The 19165-nt window shown below is 69.1% G+C and carries 11 protein-coding genes; 5 read left to right on the forward strand and 6 right to left on the reverse strand.

Annotation, left to right across the window (positions count from 1 at the left end):
• Window positions 1-28: 28 nt before the first annotated feature.
• The 5 genes from ABZU91_RS08505 to ABZU91_RS08525 form a co-directional block, all read right to left on the reverse strand.
• A complete protein-coding gene (locus tag ABZU91_RS08505; RefSeq protein WP_355235949.1) occupies window positions 29-1105 on the reverse strand; it encodes an ABC transporter ATP-binding protein in 1077 nt (358 codons plus the stop codon).
• Entirely contained in the window at window positions 1105-2172 is a 1068-nt protein-coding gene (locus tag ABZU91_RS08510) for an ATP-binding cassette domain-containing protein (RefSeq protein ID WP_355235952.1), read from the reverse strand. Before ABZU91_RS08510 ends, ABZU91_RS08505 begins: the two co-directional genes overlap by 1 nt.
• Window positions 2172-3083 (reverse strand): carbohydrate ABC transporter permease, encoded by a 912-nt coding sequence (locus tag ABZU91_RS08515; RefSeq protein ID WP_355235955.1) that lies wholly within the window; start codon window positions 3081-3083, stop codon window positions 2172-2174. Before ABZU91_RS08515 ends, ABZU91_RS08510 begins: the two co-directional genes overlap by 1 nt.
• Window positions 3083-3928, reverse strand: coding sequence for a sugar ABC transporter permease (locus ABZU91_RS08520; RefSeq protein ID WP_355235958.1), 846 nt, complete (start codon window positions 3926-3928; stop codon window positions 3083-3085). The genes ABZU91_RS08515 and ABZU91_RS08520 overlap by 1 nt, the downstream gene beginning before the upstream one ends.
• 101 nt (window positions 3929-4029) lie before the next feature.
• Complete coding sequence (locus ABZU91_RS08525; protein WP_355235961.1) at window positions 4030-5385, reverse strand: extracellular solute-binding protein; 1356 nt, start codon at window positions 5383-5385, stop codon at window positions 4030-4032.
• A 338-nt stretch (window positions 5386-5723) separates the two neighbouring features.
• Here ABZU91_RS08525 and ABZU91_RS08530 point away from each other — a divergent pair, with 338 nt between their 5' ends.
• The 5 genes from ABZU91_RS08530 to ABZU91_RS08550 all read left to right on the forward strand — a co-directional run bounded on the left by ABZU91_RS08530 (window position 5724) and on the right by ABZU91_RS08550 (window position 10392).
• Complete coding sequence (locus ABZU91_RS08530; RefSeq protein ID WP_355235964.1) at window positions 5724-6467, forward strand: GntR family transcriptional regulator; 744 nt, start codon at window positions 5724-5726, stop codon at window positions 6465-6467.
• Between the two features lie 88 nt (window positions 6468-6555).
• Complete coding sequence (locus tag ABZU91_RS08535; protein WP_355235967.1) at window positions 6556-7125, forward strand: DJ-1/PfpI family protein; 570 nt, start codon at window positions 6556-6558, stop codon at window positions 7123-7125.
• 19 nt (window positions 7126-7144) lie between these two features.
• Complete coding sequence (locus ABZU91_RS08540; protein ID WP_355235970.1) at window positions 7145-7966, forward strand: alpha/beta hydrolase; 822 nt, start codon at window positions 7145-7147, stop codon at window positions 7964-7966.
• 121 nt (window positions 7967-8087) lie between these two features.
• Window positions 8088-8966 (forward strand): PhzF family phenazine biosynthesis isomerase, encoded by an 879-nt coding sequence (locus tag ABZU91_RS08545; RefSeq protein WP_355235973.1) that lies wholly within the window; start codon window positions 8088-8090, stop codon window positions 8964-8966.
• A gap of 307 nt (window positions 8967-9273) precedes the next feature.
• On the forward strand, window positions 9274-10392 hold the full coding sequence (locus ABZU91_RS08550; protein WP_355235976.1) for a transporter substrate-binding domain-containing protein: 1119 nt from the start codon (window positions 9274-9276) through the stop codon (window positions 10390-10392).
• Between the two features lie 233 nt (window positions 10393-10625).
• On the opposite strand, the gene ABZU91_RS08555 is transcribed toward ABZU91_RS08550, so the two are convergent.
• Window positions 10626-18959 (reverse strand): hypothetical protein, encoded by an 8334-nt coding sequence (locus ABZU91_RS08555; protein ID WP_355235979.1) that lies wholly within the window; start codon window positions 18957-18959, stop codon window positions 10626-10628.
• Window positions 18960-19165: the final 206 nt, after the last annotated feature.

The raw sequence follows: 19165 nt of genomic DNA on the forward strand, positions 1-19165 counted from the left end.
TCCTGTGCTCGTCTTGGCGATGCCGCGACTACCGCCCCGCCGCGGACAGCGACAGTCCGGTGTCCGCGTCGAACAGGTGCGCACGGTCCAGGTCGACCGTGACACGCAGGCGTTCGCCCGGCGTACCCGTGACGGTGGGCCGTGCCTTGACCTTGAGGATCGCCGTCCCCACCCGGACGTCGACAACCGTTCGGTCGCCGAGCGGCTCGAGCCCGTAGAGCTCTCCCGACAACGACGCGTCCCCGCGCTGCTCGACCGACAGGTCCTCCGCACGCAGGCCCAGCAGCAGCGGCCGACCGTCCTCGGCCGTGGTCCAGTGGGGTCGCGGCAGCGTCCAGCCCTCGGTACCGATCAGACGGTCTCCCTCGGCCTTACAGGCGAGCAGGCTGATCGGCGGGCTCCCGACGAATCCCGCGACCCACTGGTTGGCGGGACGCTCGTACACCTCGGTAGGCGTGCCGACCTGCTGCACCTTCCCCTCCTTGAGGACCGCCACCTGGTCGGCCATGGACAGCGCCTCGACCTGGTCGTTGGTCACGTAGACGAAGGTTGCCCCGAGGCTCCGGTGAATGCGGGTGAGTTCGGTGCGCATCTCGACGCGGAGCTTGAGGTCGAGGTTCGTCAGCGGCTCGTCCATGAGGAACGCGCGCGGGCGACGGACCAGCGCCCGGGCCAGGGCGACACGCTGCATCTCACCGCCCGACAACTGCGCCGGGCGACGCTGCAGAAGCCGTTCGATGTGCAGCAGGCTCGACATCTGCTCGACGGCAGCGGCGATCTCGCTCGACGAACAGCGGCGTGCCCGCAGCGGCGATGCGATGTTCTCGTACGCGGTGTGCCGCGGGTAGAGGGCGTAGCTCTGGAAGACCATGGCCAGGTCGCGTGCGGCCGGGGCGTCGCCGGTCGCGTCCCTGCCGTCCAGGTGCACCGACCCGGCGTCGAGCTTCTCCAGGCCCGCTATCGCTCGCAGGGTCGTCGTCTTGCCCGCCCCGGAGGGCCCGAGTACGACGAAGAACGAGCCGTCCGGCACGTCCAGGGTCACCCCGTCCAGGGCTTGGACCTTCCCGAAGGACTTGCGTAGCCCTTGCGCTGCAACGGTTCCCATCAGCCCACCAGCTCTTCCGTGCTCACGTCGTAGACAGCGGGGGTTCCACCGGTGTGCCGCAGTCCGACCTTCGCGTCGGCGGCGAAACGGACAGTCGGTGGCATCCGGACCCGTACGTCGCGCTGGCCGCCGTGGTCGACCACGTAGATGATCTCGTCGCCCAGCCACTCCACCGAGACCACCCGGGCCGGGATCGAGCCCTCCGCCCCTGGCGCGCTGACCTCCAGGGCCTCTGGCCGGACGCCGGCGACCAGGCGGCGGTCACGCGGCAGGCCCGGCGGCGGCGTGAGGACCAGTCCGCCCTGACTGTGCAGCGTGCCGTCGGCCACCTCCACGTCGATCAGGTTCATCGGCGGGGAGCCGATGAACGCGGCGCAGAAGAGACTCGCCGGGCGGTCGTAGACCTCCAGTGGCGTGCCGATCTGCTCCACGCGGCCCTTGTTGAGGATGGCGATCCGGTGACCGAGTGACATGGCCTCGACCTGGTCGTGGGTGACGTAGACCATCGTCGCGCCGAGTTCCCCTTGCAGGTGCTTGATCTCGGTGCGCATGTCGGCTCTCAGCTCGGCGTCCAGATTGGTGAGAGGCTCGTCCATGAGGAACGCGCGCGGTCGTCGCACCAGGGCGCGAGCAAGCGCGACGCGCTGCTGCTCGCCGCCGGACAGTTGGCGCGGTCGCCGGTCCAGAAGCGGACCGAGCCGCATCAGCCGGGCGGCCTCGTCGACCCGCTTCTGCACCTCCGACTTGGGTAGCCCCTCGGCCCGCAGTGGGAACGCCAGGTTGTCGCGCGTCCGGAGGTGCGGATAGAGAGCGTAGAACTGGAACACCATGGCGATGTCGCGCTCGGCGGGCGGCAGGTCGTTGACCAGCGTGTCGCCGATCCGGATGTCGCCGGTCGTCTGCCTCTCCAGGCCGGCGATGGCCCGCAGCGTGGTCGTCTTGCCGCAGCCCGAGGGGCCGAGCATCACGAACAGCTCGCCGTCCTCGATGGACAGGTCCACGTGGTCGACCGCGACCGTCCCGTCCGGGTAGCGCTTGTGCAGGGCCGTCACCTCGATGCCCGCCATCAGCGTCGCACCGCCCCGAGCGTCACACCGGCGACGAGGTGCTTGCGCACCAGGTACGCGAAGACGAGCACCGGCAGGGCGAACACCACCGAGGCGGCGGCGACGAGCCCCCAGTCCGTCGTGGTGCCGCCGATGAGGCCGGCGATGGCGGGTGGAGCCGTCCGCACGTCGTCGCTGGAGGTGAGGAAGGTGGCGAACACGAACTCGTTCCACGAGAAGATGAGCGCGAAGACCGCCGTCGCGGCGATGCCGGGTACGAGCAGGGGAAGGGTGAATCGCCAGAACGACTGCAAGCGGGTGTAGCCGTCGAGCATGGCGGCATCCTCGTACTCCGCGGGTACCTCGTCGACGAACCCCTTCATCATCCAGATCGTGAACGGCACGTTGAACGCGGTGTAGATGAGGATCAGACCGATCTTGTTGTCGATGAGCCCGACCTGGCGGTACATGAGGAAGATCGGGATCACGACCACGACCGGCGGCATGAAGCGGGTCGACAGGATGAAGAACAGCTGGTCCTTCTTGGCCTTCACGGCGAAGCGCGAGTAGGCCCAGGCCGCCGGCACACCCAGCACGGTGGCCAGCACCGTGGAGACCCCGGCGACCACGACGGAGTTGAGGAACGAGACGGACAGGGCCGAGCGACCGCCGTCCGGGTCGACGAACACGTCCCGGTAGTGATCCAGGGTGACCGTGAAGTCGAAGAACTTGGCCGGGATGGCGTAGACGTCCCGGTTCTCCTTGATGGACGTCTCGATCATCCAGAGCACCGGAAAGAGCATCACGACGGCCAGCGCGGTCAACAGCGCGACCTCCAGCACGGAGCGACCCCGGCTGCCAAGGCGCCGCGCGGGGGGAGTGTGACCCCGGGCGGGGCCCGTCGATACGGCCTCGTCGACGGAGACGGCCATCAGCCCTCCTTGAGCTTGTTCAGATAGCGCAGGTAGAACTGCGTGAGGACGATGACGACGAGGACCATGAGGATTCCGTACGCCGAGGCGGTTCCGGTGTTGAAGCCGAGGAACGCGACCTTGTAGATGTGGAACGACAAGGTCTCGGTGGAGACGCCCGGCCCTCCGTTGGTCAGGATGTAGACGAGGTCGAACAGCCGGAACGCCTCGATGGCCCGGAACATCACGGCGATGAGCAGCAGCGGCCACACCAGCGGAAGAGTGATGGTGCGGAACCGGAACCACTCGGACGCCCGGTCGATCGAGGCGGCCTCGTACAGGTACTTGGGCACGGCGGTGAGGCCCGCGAGCGCGATGAGCATGATGAACGGCGTCCATTGCCAGGTGTCGACGACGATCAGGGAGAGCAGTGCCGTTCGCTGTCGGGTGAGCCACTCCACCTGCCCCAGGCCGAGCGAGCCGAGCATGCTGTTGGTCACGCCGAACTGCGCGTCGAGCATGAATCGCCAGAACAGCCCGACCACGACCGGCGACAGCATCATCGGCACCAGGAACAGCGTGGTCAGCACTCCCCGCCCATGCGTACGCCGCGAGATCAGGTAGGCGATGCCGAATCCGAGGACGGTCTGCAGGCCGACCGCGCCGACCACGTAGATCAAGGTCGTCAAGGCCCTCGTGTGGACCTGGGCCGACGTCAGGATGGCGGTGTAGTTGCCGAACCCGATGAAGTCGGCGGGCCCCCCGCGGGTGGCCGAGTAGTCGGTGAAGGACAGGTACAACGCCCACAGCAACGGGAACACCGACATGGCCAGCAACAGCAGCATCGCGGGGGATATGAACGTCACGGCGAGCCAACGGTCGCTCAGCCGGCGGGACCGACCCCGCGCAGGTGGCGTCGTGGACGCCACCTGCGCAGGGCGATCGGTCGTCGAAGGGGCGACGTCACTCACAGTCCGCCGCCGCCCTTGCGGCCGCTCGAGTCGAGCACACCCTGCTGCTCCTTGGCGATGTCGTCGAGCGCATCCTTCGGCTTCTTCGCGCCGTTGAGGGCCGCGTTCACGTTGGTGTTTTCGATGTCGACGAGGCGCGCGTACTCGGGCACGTTCCACATGTCCCGCATCCGCGGCACCGAGTCGGCGTACACCTGGTTGAACGGCCCGGCGTTGAGGAACTCGGGCGACTGTAGGGCGTCCGTACGCGACGGCACACCGCCGGCCGCGGCCCACTTCTTCTGGATGTCGGCCCGCTCGAACCACTTCATGAAGTTCAGGGCCTCGGCCTGGTTGGCGGAGGACGAGTAGGCCGACACGTGCATCCCCATGCCGCCGAGCGGGACCAGGTTCGTCTTCTGGGTGGGCAGGGTGGCAAAGCCCAGCTTGTCGAGAATCTGCGCCCGCGTGGTGCCGAGCGTCGACTGCTTCGGGTCGAGCAGCCCGCCGCTCGCGGCGATCCAGTTGAACGCGATGCACGCCTTGCCCTGGGCGACGGCCGCGTTCACCTCGTCGATGAACCAGTTGCCGGAGCCCTTGGCGGTCAGCGGCTTCATCTTGTTGACCAGGACATCCATCGCCTCCTGGCCCGCCGCGTCGTTGAGGATGCCCTCGATCTTGCGGTTCTTGGCGTCCCAGAGGTTGCCGCCGTAGACGCCGTTGACCGTGTTGTAGGTGACGGCCGCGGCGTCGGAGCCGTTGGCCTGGTGGAAGGCCAGTCCGCTGACGCCGGGGTTGTCCGCCTGGCACTTCGCGGCGGCCGCGATCATCTGGTCCCAGGTCTGCGGCGGCTTGTCGCCGATCAGGTCCTTGCGGTAGATCATCGTCCAGGTGTCGCCGAGCAGCGGCAGGCCGTACAGGCTGGCGTTCTCGTCGCGCTTGCCGGTCTCCGCCTGGGGGAACTGGCCGTAGGCCGCCAGGAGGTACGGGTTGTAGGCGTTGACCTCGATGTTGTTCTTGACGAAGTCGGTGATGTCGAGGATGTTGCCGTTCGTCACGGCCTCGCCGATGTGCTGCGAGTCCAGGATCGCGATGTCGAAGTCGGTCTTGCGGGCGGCGAACTGGGTGAACATCGCGTCGTGCCAGTTCGCGTTCGGCACGGTGTTGACCTTGATGGTCGCGTTCGGCCGCTCCTTCTTGTACTCCGCGTTCGCGAAGTCCTCCAGTGCGTGGGCGGGCGGCCAGTCGAACCAGATGAAGCTGAGGGTCAGCGGGTCCTTGGTGAGTTCCGGGATGGTCGCCGGCGCCTTGGGAGCGCTCGCCTTCTCGTCGTCGTCCTTGCTGTCGCCGCAGGCCGCCATGGTCGTGGCCACGAGCAGCAGGGCAGCCGTCGCCAGCCGCACCTTCCGGCCGGGAGTGGGTGTTCGTCCTGTTCGCTTCGGAATCCGCATCGTCTCGCCTGCTCTCTGGGTGGGGACTTCTAGGCCTCGCTATGCGCTTCGCCGAGCAGTTGCTGGGTTGTCCAGGCGCGTTGCCGGGCCGTCGCGGAAGCCGGATGACCGACGTGGCGATGGCGGCCGTTCTGCGATGGTGGAGGATGAAGATCATCCGCCACTTTTCCTATACGATCCTGTGGGGGCGTCAGAATGCCGCAGCGTTGTGACTGATGTCAACAGGTTCCCGCAGGCGCAAGAGAGGACGTCAGGTCACGATGGACGACGATGCCATGATCGCGCGGGGCCGGAGGGCCACGCCGGGTGCGATGCCGCCGGGAAGATCTCGCGGCCGGCTTGCCGACGAGGTGTACGACACGCTGCTCGGACAGCTGATGTCACTACGGATCGAGCCCGGCTCGCGCGTCACGATCGACGTCCTGGCGCGGGAGCTGGGAGTGTCGCAGACGCCGATCCGAGACGCCCTCAACCGCATGGAGGCCGAGGGTCTGGTCGTGCGCGTGCCGCATGCCGGCTACCGCATCCCTCCCCAGATCACCCGCCAGCGATTCGAGGACATGCTCGAGGTGCGCCTGCTCCTCGAGCCGGCAGCGGCGCGCAGATCCGCCGAGCGCGCAACCTCCGAGCAGGTGGCCGGTCTGCGGCGGATGCTGGAGGAGATGGCGGAGCTGGAAGAGGGCAACGGGCTGCTGGCCTATGGTGCCTTCGGGCTCCGCGACGCCGCCTTCCACGATCTCGTCGCCCTGAGCGCGGAGAACCAGGTCATCCGTGAAGCGCTCGCTCGACTGCACAGCCATGTGCACCTCTTCCGGCTCCACCACGACACCCAGGTCACCCACCTGGCCATGGCCGAGCACGAGGAGGTCGTGGCCGCGATCGCCGCACGCGACCCCGACGGCGCGGCCTACGCGATGCGTCGGCACATCCTGCGGTCCGGCGAGCGTTTCCGGCGGATCTTCGACGAGGTCAGGAACGCGGAGGGAGTCAATGTGGAGGGTTGACGGGCGGGCTGCGTCGAGGAATGCTAACTCGATCAGATCGGATTGGATCTGATCCACCACACCCGTCCCCATACGCGAGGAGAAGCAGGTGCCCAGAGCGCTGCTCCTGACCGGCGACGCCGCCGAGGAACTCGACACCATGTATCCCTACTACCGCGTGCAGGAGGGCGGCTGGGACGTCGACGTCTCGTCACGGACGACGCGCGACGTGCAACTGGTCATCCACGAGTTCGACCCCAACTCCGACGCCTACGTCGAGAAGAACGGCCGGAAGCTGCCGGTCGACGTGCCCTGGGCCGAGGTCGACGTCGAGCGCTATGACGCCCTCATCATCCCCGGGGGACGTGCCCCCGAGTGGATCCGGGTCGACGCCGACGTCAGGCGCATCACCGAGCACTTCTTCGCGCGCAACCTCCCCATCGCGCTGGTGTGCCACGGCGCGCAGGTGCCAGCGGTGTACGGGCTGCTGAAGGGTCGGAAGACGGCCTGCTTCCCGCCCATCACCGGTGACATGGAGAACGCGGGCGCGACGGTCATCGACGCACCCGACGTCGTGGACGGCAACCTCGTCTCCTGCCGGGGGTGGCCCGACATGCCGCAGTTCGGCAGGGCGATGATGGAGGTCTTCACGAAGTCCGTCAGCTCCGCATCGGCATGAGTGCACCTGGCCTGCCCCGGTGACAGCGCTTCGGACCGTCACGGTCGACGGTTCCCCCGTACACGTCCTGGAGAGCGGCGCCGGGCCCACGGTGCTGATGCTGCACGGCTCCGGACCCGGCACGACCGGGTCCGGCGCCTGGGCGACGACGGCGCAGGCGCTGGGCGCGTCCTGGCACCTGGTGGCTCCTGACCAGGCGGGCTTCGGCCGTACGCCCGTCCCGGCGGGCTCCAGGGGTGGGTTGCGGCTGTGGACGGAGCAGGCCGCGCGCCTGATGGATGCTCTCGGCAGCGAGTCCTACGCGGTGGTGGGTCACTCCATGGGCGGTGCCGTGGCGCTGGCGTTGGCGGCCGCGCGCCCCGAGCAGGTCACCCGTGTCGTGGCGGTCTCGACGATGGGTGCCCCCGGAGCGCCGATGTCCGCCGATCTCGACGCGGTCTGGGCCGCCCCCGCCGGTCCGCTCGGGGCACGAGACATGCTGAGTCGCCTCGTCCGCGACCAGGCGCTCGTGACCGACGCGGCCGTCGAGGCCCGTGCGGCCGCGATGCGAGCGGGGGAGGCCGCATTCGCCGCACTGTTCCCTCCACCCAGGGCACGCTGGGTCGACGATCTCACCCTCTCGGCGCAGACGCTGGCGGCGATCCGCGCCCCCGTGCTGCTCGTGCATGGCGCCGAGGACCGCGTCACGCCCCTCGGTACGGCGACCCAGCCCCTGCTCGAACACCTGGCCGACGTCCGGCTGCACGTGTTCGGCCGATGTGGACACGTACCGGCGATCGAGCACCCGCACGAGTTCCGGCATCTGCTGTCGTGCTTCCTCCACCCGGTCCAGAGCCACTGATCGCGGTGTCAGGTTGCGCCTCCACTCCGGCTGCGGCGTCCTCGACGACCAGGCAGCGCTGCGGTGGGCTGCGCAGCAGGTCGGCCGCACGGCGACCCGGCCGCCGAGGCGGGAGCCCGGGATGACCGCAAGCATCGGCCACGACGTGACGATCGTCGACGCCTGCACTCGCCGAGGGCGAGGTGGCAGCCCTACCGCCGTGCTGATCGACGACGGTGCGCTCAGCGACAGCGCCCGGTGCGAGATCGTCCGGCGAGCCGGCACCTCGCACGCGGCGTTCGTCGACGCCGAGGCGGAAACCACGCCCACGGTGCGGTTCTTCACCGCCGGCGGTGAGCTCACCAACTGCGGCCACGGCACCATCGCCGCGCAGGCGGTCCTGCTGCACCGCCGCCCGGCCGCAGAACGCCACGCCCGTCAGCGGACCGGTGGCCGCACCTTCGACATCACCGCGATCCACCGCGACGACGGTATCGAGGTCTGGTTCGACCAGGGCGAGGTGCAACTCCGGGACTGCACTGCGGCAGGGCTCGGCCGCATCCTCGCCGCCCTCGGCATCAGATCGAACGACGTATCCACCGACGACTTCCCGTGCGTCGCCTCACCGGGAACACCACGCCTGCTCGTGCCGGTCACGACACTGCCGACCCTGCTCTCGATGCGGCCCGACCCAGGTCGACTCGCCGCCGAGTGCCGTCGCCTCGGCTACCTCGGTTGCTTCGTCTACACGCTCTCCCCGACCGGCGACGCTGCGGCCGCGCGCATGTTCGCGCCAGCGATCGGAGTCGGCGAGGACGTCGTCAACGCCAACAGCACCGGCTGCCTTGCCGCACACCTGGTCGCGACCAACCGCCCCAGCGGCATCGAAGTCGTGCAGGGGCACACCGCCGGTCGTCCCTCGTCGGTCTTCGCCACGGCCGCCGCCACCACGGACGGCATCTCCGCCAGAGTCGGCGGAATGGCCACCATCCGATCCAGTACCAACGGCGCAGCACACTGAGAAGCCACCGGCGGCATCTTTCCTGGGAATACCACTACTGACGTTTCCGGACGCTCTATCGCCGTGAAGCGCGTGGCCCTCGTTGGTCGAGATCAGTCGCCTATCAGACTTCTCGCTGGGATAACCGATCTCGTTCGTCAAAATCCGGTCATGCGAGAATTCACTCGCCGTACCGGGGCTGTCACTGACCGACACGTCCCATGGAAACGCGGACGCGAATTCTGTTCGTCATCGGTTTGCCGAACGGGGCCACACGCATCGCGGCCACTCGACCGGGTAGTGCACCAGCGGCACGAGGATGATCATCATGACCCAGACGACAACGAACAACAGCGCCCCGACCGAACCCGTTCCCGCACGCCATTCGCTCAGCCGGCAACTCTTCTGGCTGCTTCCCGTCGCCCTCGCCTCGGTGGGAATCTGCGTGTTGCTGTTCCAGAAAGAGGCGTGGGGTGCAAATGCCGCCGCCATCATCAGCGTTCCGATCAACATCGCGGCGATCGTGGTGACGATCCTGGTCGATCGGGGCGCCTTCAAGACCCCCGCCCTCCGCAGGCCACGTGGCAAGTCGTGGAGGATGAAGGTCGCTGTCTACTTCACCGCAGGTGCCCTCGTCCTCAGTGCCGCGTACTGGTGGTTTCAACGGGAGCCCGACCCGTTCGACTACCTGTCCGGTGAGGTCCGCATCGGTTACACCGCGTTCCAGTACGAGGGCTGGCACACCGAAGGCAACGCCCGGACCGGGTTCGATGTCGCCCTGGCCAACGAGATCCAGTCGCATTTCGAGGACGCTCACCTCACGTGGGTGGACCTGGGCACCCTGGACAACCGGATCAACGCGCTACGCGGGAAGTGGCGTGCTTCTGATCGGGGTCCGCTCCAGGAGCCTGTCAAGCTCGTGATCTCCAATTTCTCCATGACTCCGGCCCGGGCCCAGGCGATCGACTTCGCCGGCCCCTACTTCGTCGACACTCAAGGCTTTCTGAGCCGGAGCGATGCCGAGAACATCGCGGAAATTCCAATCGGCAAGGTGTGTGCCATCAAGGGCTCGACCACCTTGTGGAAGCTGGAGCAGATCAACTGGAATCCGGTCGAGGCGCAATCCATCGCCGAGTGTGTCAGCAAATTCACGAGCGCCAGGGTTGATGCGGTGTCGGGTGACCGTTCGGTCCTCGCCGGATACGCGCGAGCGGTAGGCGTGCAACCACCGATCTCCCTGGGGTACGGGCAGGAGAGATACGCCGTTGGTATACCGAACAACATGCCACGGCTCTGCAGGGAAATCAGCAAGGTGATCACCGACTACCTGGATTACAGCTGGCAGGACAACTTCAAAGCCACCCTCGCACCCCTGGGCCTGCCCGAGTCGTCACGACCGCAAGCCGTCGACCCCTGTCAACCGGCGGCGCCGTGGCTGGACCGGTAGCACCACCCCGCCGTGCGCCTGCCGTCGCTGATCGACGTCAGGCGAGCACGCCGTGATCCCGTGGAGTTTTCCGCCGCCGACCACGATCGAGCATCCGTACGAGTTCCGGCAACTGCGGTCGTGCTTCCTCGGCCAGGACCGAGGTCACCGAACGCTGTCCACAGCCCGTACCCGAGCGGACCAGCGCGTGGCAGACGTGACCTTGGCAGCGAACGCACGGCAGGTCACGGAGCTCAGGAAGCGTGCACGGCGGATCCCCGCGGAGGGCAGTTGTAGACAGCCTCGGACAGGAGCTTCAGGTGCGGCAGGTGACGTGCGGGCAGGACGAGCTGCAGGTCGGCGATGGCATTGACCCACTGAGCCTTCTGGTCCACGCTGACTCTGCCCCTGTTGGTCTCGATGAACTTCTGCGCGTCTTCGAACTGCCCGGTTGTGATGTCGTTGATCAGTTCGAGCAGATGCACGGTCACCGACACAGCGTCCGGTTCACCGCCGACCGCGGTGACCATCGCGGTCAGCCGGCCGGTGCTCAGGCCGCCATCGCCCGACGTCGCGAACTGCCCCGCGGCCTCCAGCCGCCCTACCGAGCCGAGCAACGTGGCTGGGCGATCCGCCTCGGTGGCGGCGGCGTAGTCGAAGGCGATGTCGGCGTGACCCGAAACGCCGAGATCCAGGACGGGAACGAACACACCCAGCGCCGGCTGATCAGGCACCCGTTGGACCATCCGCTCGACGTGCGCGCGGTTGGCGGCCATCTGCTCCGCCGACCAGCGCTCCCGCAGCCGGCCGAAGACGTCGCGGCTCGCCCGTAGATCGGCCGCCCAGATCAGCTCGCCGAGGTCGTCGTCGACCCGGGCGACGGCGTCCGTGGGGCGGGCCAGTGCGCCTGCGGCATCCAGGGCAGCGGCGGAAATACCCGGCCAGATCTCACCCGACGTGACGGTCTGGCCGTCGGGCCGTACGGTCGTGGCCTTCCACCGGTAATCGAGATGAACGTCGACGTCGCCGGTCTTTTCCAGCGTCGGGTGCAGCACCGCGGCGCCGTACCTCTCCACCACGTCGAGCACCGAGTCGATCGAGGCGAGGGTGACCACGAGCGGTAGCAGGTCACGCTGGGCGAGTTGCTCCAGGAGGTTGTTCAGGATGGCCAGCCCGGAGGCGAGCGCGGGCCGGCCGATCTGTGGACCGTCCAGCAGAATCACCGGGCGGTGTCCGGTGGCGGCGCCCTCCAGTTCCGCGAGCAGCGATGGTGACGCCGTCCCACCGTGCTCGGAGATGACGTAGAAGTCGCCATGCCTGGCGACGGTGTGGGGGAGCCGCAGCGACCACCGGGGCGCGGCGAGCGGGGCGGCCTCGACGACATCCAGCGCGTTCTGTGCCACCGTCGCGTCGGTGACCTGCTCAGCGGCCGCGTCGACGCCCGCGTCGCCAGCGACCGTCGGCAGCATGTCGGGAACCAACTCGGCCAGCTCGGCCACGATCGTGTCCAACGTCCGCTTCCGCTCGTACCACTCGCGCTGGGCCCGCACGTACCGGGCCCCAGCGGTGGTGTTGTGGGCGTCCGCGACCTCCTCCTCGGAGGGCCATGCGGGCACCGTCGCGGGCCCGATCTGCCCGGTATCGCGTCGCCGCTCCACCTCCGGGTCGAGTCGTTCCAACTCCAGCTGACGGCTGACCTGCTGCCATTGCTGGAACGCCTCATGCACGGCGAGCGCGGCCGAGTTCGCCTGGGACAGCCGGGCCAGCACCGTGGCGTCGTCACTGACACCGAGGTGCCGGGCGGCGTCCAGCAGATCCATCAGCACCTGCGTCGACTCGGGCAGAGTGACCTTCACCGCCGCGTAGCTGTCGCCCCAGGCGTGCGGAACCTTCGCCACGACGACGATTTCCTCGGTCCACTCGATCAGCGCGCCCGGCGGAGGCCCGTACGACAGGACGGTCTCGCTGGAGCCGCCGTGCGCCGCGCCGGCAGACGACCCCGCCGGCCCGCCACTCCACCACGCCGCCTCACCGCCCATCCGGTACGACGTCGGATCCCGCACGTCGGCGGCTCCGAACGCCTCGGCCACCCGCTCCCTGTCGGTCGGCGTCTGTCTGGGCGCCGAGTCCTGGGTGTTCGTGCCGACCTCGGCTGCGCCATCCTGCACGGCGCCGAACTGGTGGGCGCCGGCTCCGGCGACCGCGATGGAATCCACCCGGTTCGTGGCGGCGCTGACGCCGTCCATGCTGACCCGGAAGCGTCGTACGTCGCGGTAGTACGGCGGGACGACGTGTGCGAGCCGGGCGTGACCCACCCGGCTGTAGACCGTGAGAGTCAGGCGGCCCCCGGCGATGTGCGGATCCTCGATCGGGATCTCGATGGGGATGGCGATCCGCCGACGGGTCATTCCCCACAGCGCGGTCTGTCCGAGCGCGGTGACCAGCTGATGAGCGGTGCTCCCACCGAGCCTGGTAACCCGGCCGGGGGCGCCGGCGAGGTGCAGTGCCCGCGCCGCCGCGGCCTGAGTCAGAGCCGCCCCGCGGAAATCGACCACCTGGTACTGCTCCGGAAGCGTCATCGGGGTGCGTTCCCCGGGGATCAGCACTGCCGTCCCTGCCTGCCAGCGCAGCAGTTCCGCCTGTGCGGGTGCGCGCGGCAGGGCCACGATGGTGGGATCCGGCAGCGGCCACTGCGGTGCGGCCACCGTTGTCAGGTGGCTGGCGAACTTCTCGACCTTCAGGTCATGCCCGATCCGTAGTACGCCCAACTGCTTGCCGGCGTGATAGGCGCGAAGCTCGATAGTGACCCGTTGACGTAGCTCGGCCCACGGACCGACCAGTTCGACGATGGTCAGATGCTGGTCGGTGCGGGACTCCATCTGGTTCACGCTGGTCGAGGCACCACTCAACCCGCCGACGTCGCCCGTGCCGCTCCGCTCGCCCTCTCCTCCACCCTGGCCCCCGGGCTGAAATCCGTACAGGCCGGTTCGGCTGTGGGCGACGGTGGACAGCTTGCTGTGCGTGTAGGCGCCGGCCACGTCCATCTCGTGATTTCGCTGATTCGCCAGGACCCGGTGGACCGACGGCTCGGTCACCGACCCGTCGTCATCCGACGCCAGCACCTGCACCAGCACCTGCACGTGGTCGCGGCCGACCACGCCCGGGTAGGTGAGCAGGACGGAGATGGAGCCGTCGGTGGCCGCTCCCCAGTGGCCGGCCATGAATTCGACGCTCGTCTCGTCCAACACCGCCGACGTGTTCGTCAGGCCGGCCTCGTCGTCCTGGATGACCCGGAGCCCGTCGCCCCACTCGACGAACTGCGGGAGATGAAGCCCGCGTAGCCATCTGATGATCGTGGCGCCCAGCGGCGGGAGGTCCACGTTCCGGCCCGCACCGAGGTTGCGGGGCGGCGCCGGAAGTGGCCCCGCGGGCAGGGTGAATGGTGGTTGGAACTCGCTGTTCGCCAACAGCGGCGCCCGCAGTGCCGGTTCGCTGGCGGTAGCCGTTCGCGGCCGGTCGAGAACGCCGCTGTGTCGGGCGTTGTCCTCCATGACCATGCCGTGCGCGGCACCGCCGACGATCAGGCGGCTGGCCGCGTACCGCTTCGACGGCCCGATTGCCTGCGGGTTGATCAGCACGGCATGCACGACGAACCGGACCCGCGCCACCAGCGGCACCGCCAATCCGGCCCCGGGGTCCCACGAGTCGACGCGTTCCACTCCGGCGCTGAACGCCACCGCCTTGGCGCGGGTGCGTCGCTTGGTCACTCGCCGGACCGCCTGGCCTCCGAGGGAACTGGTGCCCACCTCCCCACTGCCGCCCACGCCGGCGGAGGCGGCGAGTTCACCCCCTGTCATACGGGACGCGCTGACACTGGTCAGACCGGTGACACTGTGCTCGCCACCGTGGTTCACCACGCCCAGAGGACCCGGGCGGGCCTGGTCGACGACCGCCTGGAGAAAGACCGCGCCGTGGACCGTCGGGCTTCCGATGATCTCGCCGAGGTCGTGCAGACGGATCGCCCGGCGGGAGATGCTGGGCAGGATGGCTGCCAACCGGTCCGGGTTGACCTGCCGGTGCAGCTGCAGGTGCGACTGACTGCCCGGCGTGATGACGCCTACGCGGGTGCCCCGCTCGTACGCGCCGTCCTCGACCATCAGCCGGCGAGCTTCCACAACGGCTTGCTGGATCGCCAGCACCAGTTCCTCGGAACCGTGTACGTAGGAGACGCTGTCCCAGTCGAGGACGCGGTGGCCATCCACGTGCAGTTCGGCGACCTGGCCGGCCAGCTCCTGCGGCGTCAGCGTGAGGTCGCTGATCGCCGGCGTCGGTAGCGAAGGCTCCGTGGCCAGGTGGGCGTGGTCGACGCCCACCGTCAGATCCTTGGAGACGGTGAACGCCAGCCACTGCTGGAAGGTCCCCAGATCACCCTGGACCAGCGACCGCGTGCCGGGCGTGCTGTCCCTTGATCGGCGCCACAGGTTTCGGAGCGCGCCGGTCGCCTCGTCGAGCGCGTGCAGCTCGACGGTGAACCGGAGTTCGTCGGCGAAGAGGGCCTGCGCGTTGTCGCCCAGATCCAGCCACACCTCCTCGCTGCCGCTGCCCAGTTGAGTTCGGCGACGTCTCACGTATCGGGCGCGGACACCCGAGTGGACGACCCGGGCGGCCCGGACGTCGAGGTCCGGGCCGAGACTCGTGGACATGTCCGTGACGACACGGGTTCCGGCCTCCATGGCGTAACGTCGGCGCACCGGGGTCTGGGGAAGCTTGCGCGCCCGGTGGAGCACGCTCCGCGACGGCGGAGTCGGCTTGGGTGTCTCCGTTGCGATCTTCGCGTCCGCCGACTCCTCCACGATCGTGTCGAGGTGCTCCTCGGCAGGATCCTGGGCGGTACGGTTCTCATCCCGCACGCCGAGGTATTCCGGCTCGTCGTCCGGCCGGACCCGTTCTGCCCGGATCATCAGGGTCAGATTGAGTCGCCGACCGCTCTTCGGCAACTCCAGTCGAATCACGACCTGGCCGGCGGTGAGGCTGAGGAATTCGGCGGCGAGGCGACTCGATCCGCTTTCGACGGCGAGGCTCTCCTCGTTGACCAGGGCGTCCATCACCTGCTGGATGATCGCCTTCTTGGTTCGCGGCGCGTTCCAGTCCGGCAGCACGGCGCGTACGTCGGCGTTCTCGGGCAGCGCGAGGATCCGCCGTACCTCCCCCCCGACGCGGTCTGCGATCATCTCGGCGCCGAAGATGGTGGCTTGGCCGGTCCGTAGGCGGCCGCCCTCCCACATGTATTTCTGCAGGTGCCGGATCTCGCTACGCTCCACCATGGTCCGCAGCCGGGCGATCATCTGTGTGTCCGGTCGCTGCGCCCCCACGAGGACGCTCGGATCGGCCGCGGGCATGCGGTCCGCTGTCGCCACACCCTCGGTGACGGAGGTGGGCGTTGCGGCGGTAACCGCCCGGTACACGCCGGCGGGCACCTCTTCGAGCGCTGTGACGGTCAGCGTCTGGCTCGGGGGCGTCTTCCCACGGGTGACCCAGAAGCGGAGTCCAGCCCGGTACGTGGCCCGGGAGAGTGTCATGTCGTAGCTGGTCTCGACCAACACCGTCGGAACCGTGAGTTCCTGTCCCACCCGGGCGTTGGTCATCAGCGACGAGACGGTGGTGGCGGTGCTGGCACGGGTGAACGTCGCGGGCGCCACGTTCACCCGTGTGAAGGGAAGCCGGATTCCGATCGCCGGCCGCAGGCGTAGACCGGAGGTCGTCTCGCTGGTTCCGTTGGACTCGGCGAGGAACGTGGGCTGTTGTCGCAGTCGGGCGTCGCCGTTCGGTGTGCCGAGCAGGCGCATCGAGGTCAGGCGAGGCTTCGCGGCCAGGCCAGCGGCGGCGGCAGGCATACCGATCCACTCCCGGCTCGCCACGGTCTGCGGTGCCCGGGTGCCGATGAGCAGCCGGATCAGTTCGGACGGGGACCACTTGTCGCGGACCGCCTGCCGCGTCCTGCTGCCCGGCTCGACCACCGGTACGTCGTGCAACAGGTCGACCGCGTGCTGGGCGGCGTTGCCGTCGCCCACCACCTGCAGCGGGAACCGGTTCGACGACAACAACGCCCGGCCCCCGTCATCCAGGGTGAGCGTCGAGGCGTCCTGATCCGCGAGTTCCATCAGCGCGAATCTCCTGGTGATCCGGAACCAGTGGGGCCCCAGATCCTCGTCGACCGGCGTCGCGGTCGGCTGATCCAGCCGCAGGCGGAGAGTCACTCCGGCGGCTGTCAGGTAGGCCTCGGAGTCTCCGTACACCACCTGGTAGTCGACAGCGGTGCCCGACGTGCCGCCGCTCTGGCTGGGCCGGGCGTCGAAGACGCCGGCCGACAGCGACACGGGAACCCCCGCCACCTCGAACGGCACCGTCGCGTGCCACAGCCCACGCTGTCGAGACTGCCGGTTCCGGTCGCTGGTCACCCGGTCCCGGCGGGACTGGGTCATCTGGTTGCCCTGCTCTCGACGAACCTCGTCAGTGATCACCGGCGTGGGCACCAACTCGACCCAGACCGTTCGGTACTGCTTCCGGCGCCACCAGGATCTCCCCGCGACCTGGAGGTCGAACGCGCGGTGGGAGTGCAGGAAGGTGGCCGGCTGCTCACCCAATGCCCGCAGCAGCGGGTCGTTCTCCGTCACGCGCAGTCCGAGTCTCGTCAACGCGTCGGTGGCCGCCCTCGTCAGTCCCGTGGACCAGGCCTCCGGGTCGGCAGGCGTGGCCGGGGTGGTGAGCAACTGTGGGATGCGCGCGACGACCTTCCGGACCCTGCCCGCCGTCTCCGCGTCGACCTTCTCGACCGACGACCAGATCGGATCGGGCCCGGGCGGTGCGCCGTCGGAGACCGTGCCCACCTGCGCGCCGACCAGGTCGCCCGGCGGGGTGGCGACCTCGCCGACGGCGGCCGGCGCTCGGGTCGGCGGTGTCGGTGTGAGGTGGGGGCGGCCCAGCGCCGGCATGTCGTCGGCGAACGCGCGAGCCGGCAGACCAGGACGCGTGCTAACCATTGTGGCCGGTCGTCGTTTCGTGCGGACCGGATCGAGTTGAGCCTCCGCGGGCCTGCGGCCCCGGTCCGGCTGCCGGCCCGGCTCGAGCGCGTCGCGCCCGGTCGGTGGGACAGTCAGCAGCGCCTCGTAAGTGGTCGGCCGGCCCTCCGGACCCAGCAGCAGCACGTGGGCGCCCGGCGTGGCCAGTGCCTGGGCCCAGGCGTCCGCGCCCACGCCCGGGGCAGCGGCGGGCCGGAGCATCGATCCGGCCACGCCGGGGTCGACGTACCGGGGCACGACCACGCCATCGCGGTCCTCGGTGACCAGCCAGAACACCCGGTCCGGCTCGTCCGGCACCCGAAACAGGGCACTCGATCCTGGCGCCCGGTGGACTGCCCGGTAGATCAGCTCGGCGTCGCCCACCGGGGTGAACGTGCCATCCAACGCGGTCGCCAGCCCGGCGGGATCGGGCCGAACGAGGAAGTCGGCGGGGATGGGCCCGTTCGCGACCCGACCGTGCAGGACAGCGAAGACGGCGAGGGCGGCGACGAGGCGGTCCGGGGCGCTCATCGTCGATGGTGTTCCCGAGGGCTCCACAGTGGCTATCCATCGTGCCAGCCGGGACACCGACGGCCCCGGGGTCGACGTCCGCGCGACAAGTGCCTCCACTCCCGCGGACCGCAGGATCTCCCAGCCGCGCTCGGAGAGACCTGCCGGGTCTTCCGGGGCTTGTGTCCGGAGCAATGGCGGTACCGGGCCGGCGGGGACCTCGACCACCCTCCCTGCGGTGTCCGGTCCGGCCAGGCCGACACCCTGCAACGTCTCCAGATGCGCGTTGAGCAGGAGCGTCAGCTCCGTCCGGGCTATCCGAACTGCCCTGCGCTCCCGGTACCGCCGCCGCGCTGGCGGACGTTGGCCGTCGTCGGACGGGTGTAGTGACGTCCAGGCAGCCCGGAGGCCCCCACCCGGCGTGGTCGGTCGGATCGCCTCCCAGGCGAGGGTCGCGGCTACGCCCGCCAGCGCGTCGGACCACTCGGGCGACGGCGGCGCCACGGAATCGTCATGGGTGGTCGTAGCGGTGCTGACCGCCGCGACGGGGTACGGCGTGGCGACGTTCGTCGGCCGGGCCGCCGAATGGTCGGTGGCGAGATGATGAGCCGGTGTCACCAGGACGTACTGCGCAGTGCCCGGAGCGGCGCGGAGACCCTGGTCGTCGATCCGAACGACCCGATCGCTGTCGCTACCGGCGACCGCCGCGGCGGGCAGGCGTACGGGCAGACCGAGCGCGTCCGCACGGGCGATCACTCCGGCCAGGTCCAGACCGGCCGAGGTCGCCGCCGACGGCGCTTCCACCATCTGCGCGACGACCGCTGGCGGCTGCGCCATCAGCGCGGCCAACGCTGCGGGGGACGTGAGCACGTCCGGAGCCACGTGGACCAGGTGCACACCCGGCAGCCGCTCAGCGGCGAGGACCTCGTCCGGCACCGGACCGGAGTCCAGGCTGAGGTATTGGCCCGATGGGACCCAGGTGGTGCTGAATTCGGGACACACCATGCCTGTAGCTGCCACGACCACCTCCTGGCCGGGAGGTTAACGGCTCATCTTTTCGATCTCATGACGGAGTTCGGGCGAGGCGGACCCGGCCAGGCGGCCGCCCTGGCGATCATCGACGACGATCGCTACTATCCGACATGGCTGAATTACTGAGCGTCAATAGGTGCTGGTAGCGGGCCCCGGACGCCGGCGATCCGACGTCGCCACGAATCGGGCACGGG

Source organism: Micromonospora sp. NPDC005174, from assembly GCF_040608495.1.
Classification (GTDB): Bacteria; Actinomycetota; Actinomycetes; order Mycobacteriales; family Micromonosporaceae; genus Micromonospora.

What these genes read in the sequence shown, in the direction of transcription:
- ABZU91_RS08505 (WP_355235949.1), bottom strand. Translation starts at nt 1,105, where the DNA reads ATGGGAACCGTTGCAGCGCAAGGGCTACGCAAGTCCTTCGGGAAGGTC.
- ABZU91_RS08510 (WP_355235952.1), bottom strand. Translation starts at nt 2,172, where the DNA reads ATGGCGGGCATCGAGGTGACGGCCCTGCACAAGCGCTACCCGGACGGG.
- ABZU91_RS08515 (WP_355235955.1), bottom strand. Translation starts at nt 3,083, where the DNA reads ATGGCCGTCTCCGTCGACGAGGCCGTATCGACGGGCCCCGCCCGGGGT.
- ABZU91_RS08530 (WP_355235964.1), top strand. Translation starts at nt 5,724, where the DNA reads ATGGACGACGATGCCATGATCGCGCGGGGCCGGAGGGCCACGCCGGGT.
- ABZU91_RS08545 (WP_355235973.1), top strand. Translation starts at nt 8,088, where the DNA reads ATGACCGCAAGCATCGGCCACGACGTGACGATCGTCGACGCCTGCACT.
- ABZU91_RS08550 (WP_355235976.1), top strand. Translation starts at nt 9,274, where the DNA reads ATGACCCAGACGACAACGAACAACAGCGCCCCGACCGAACCCGTTCCC.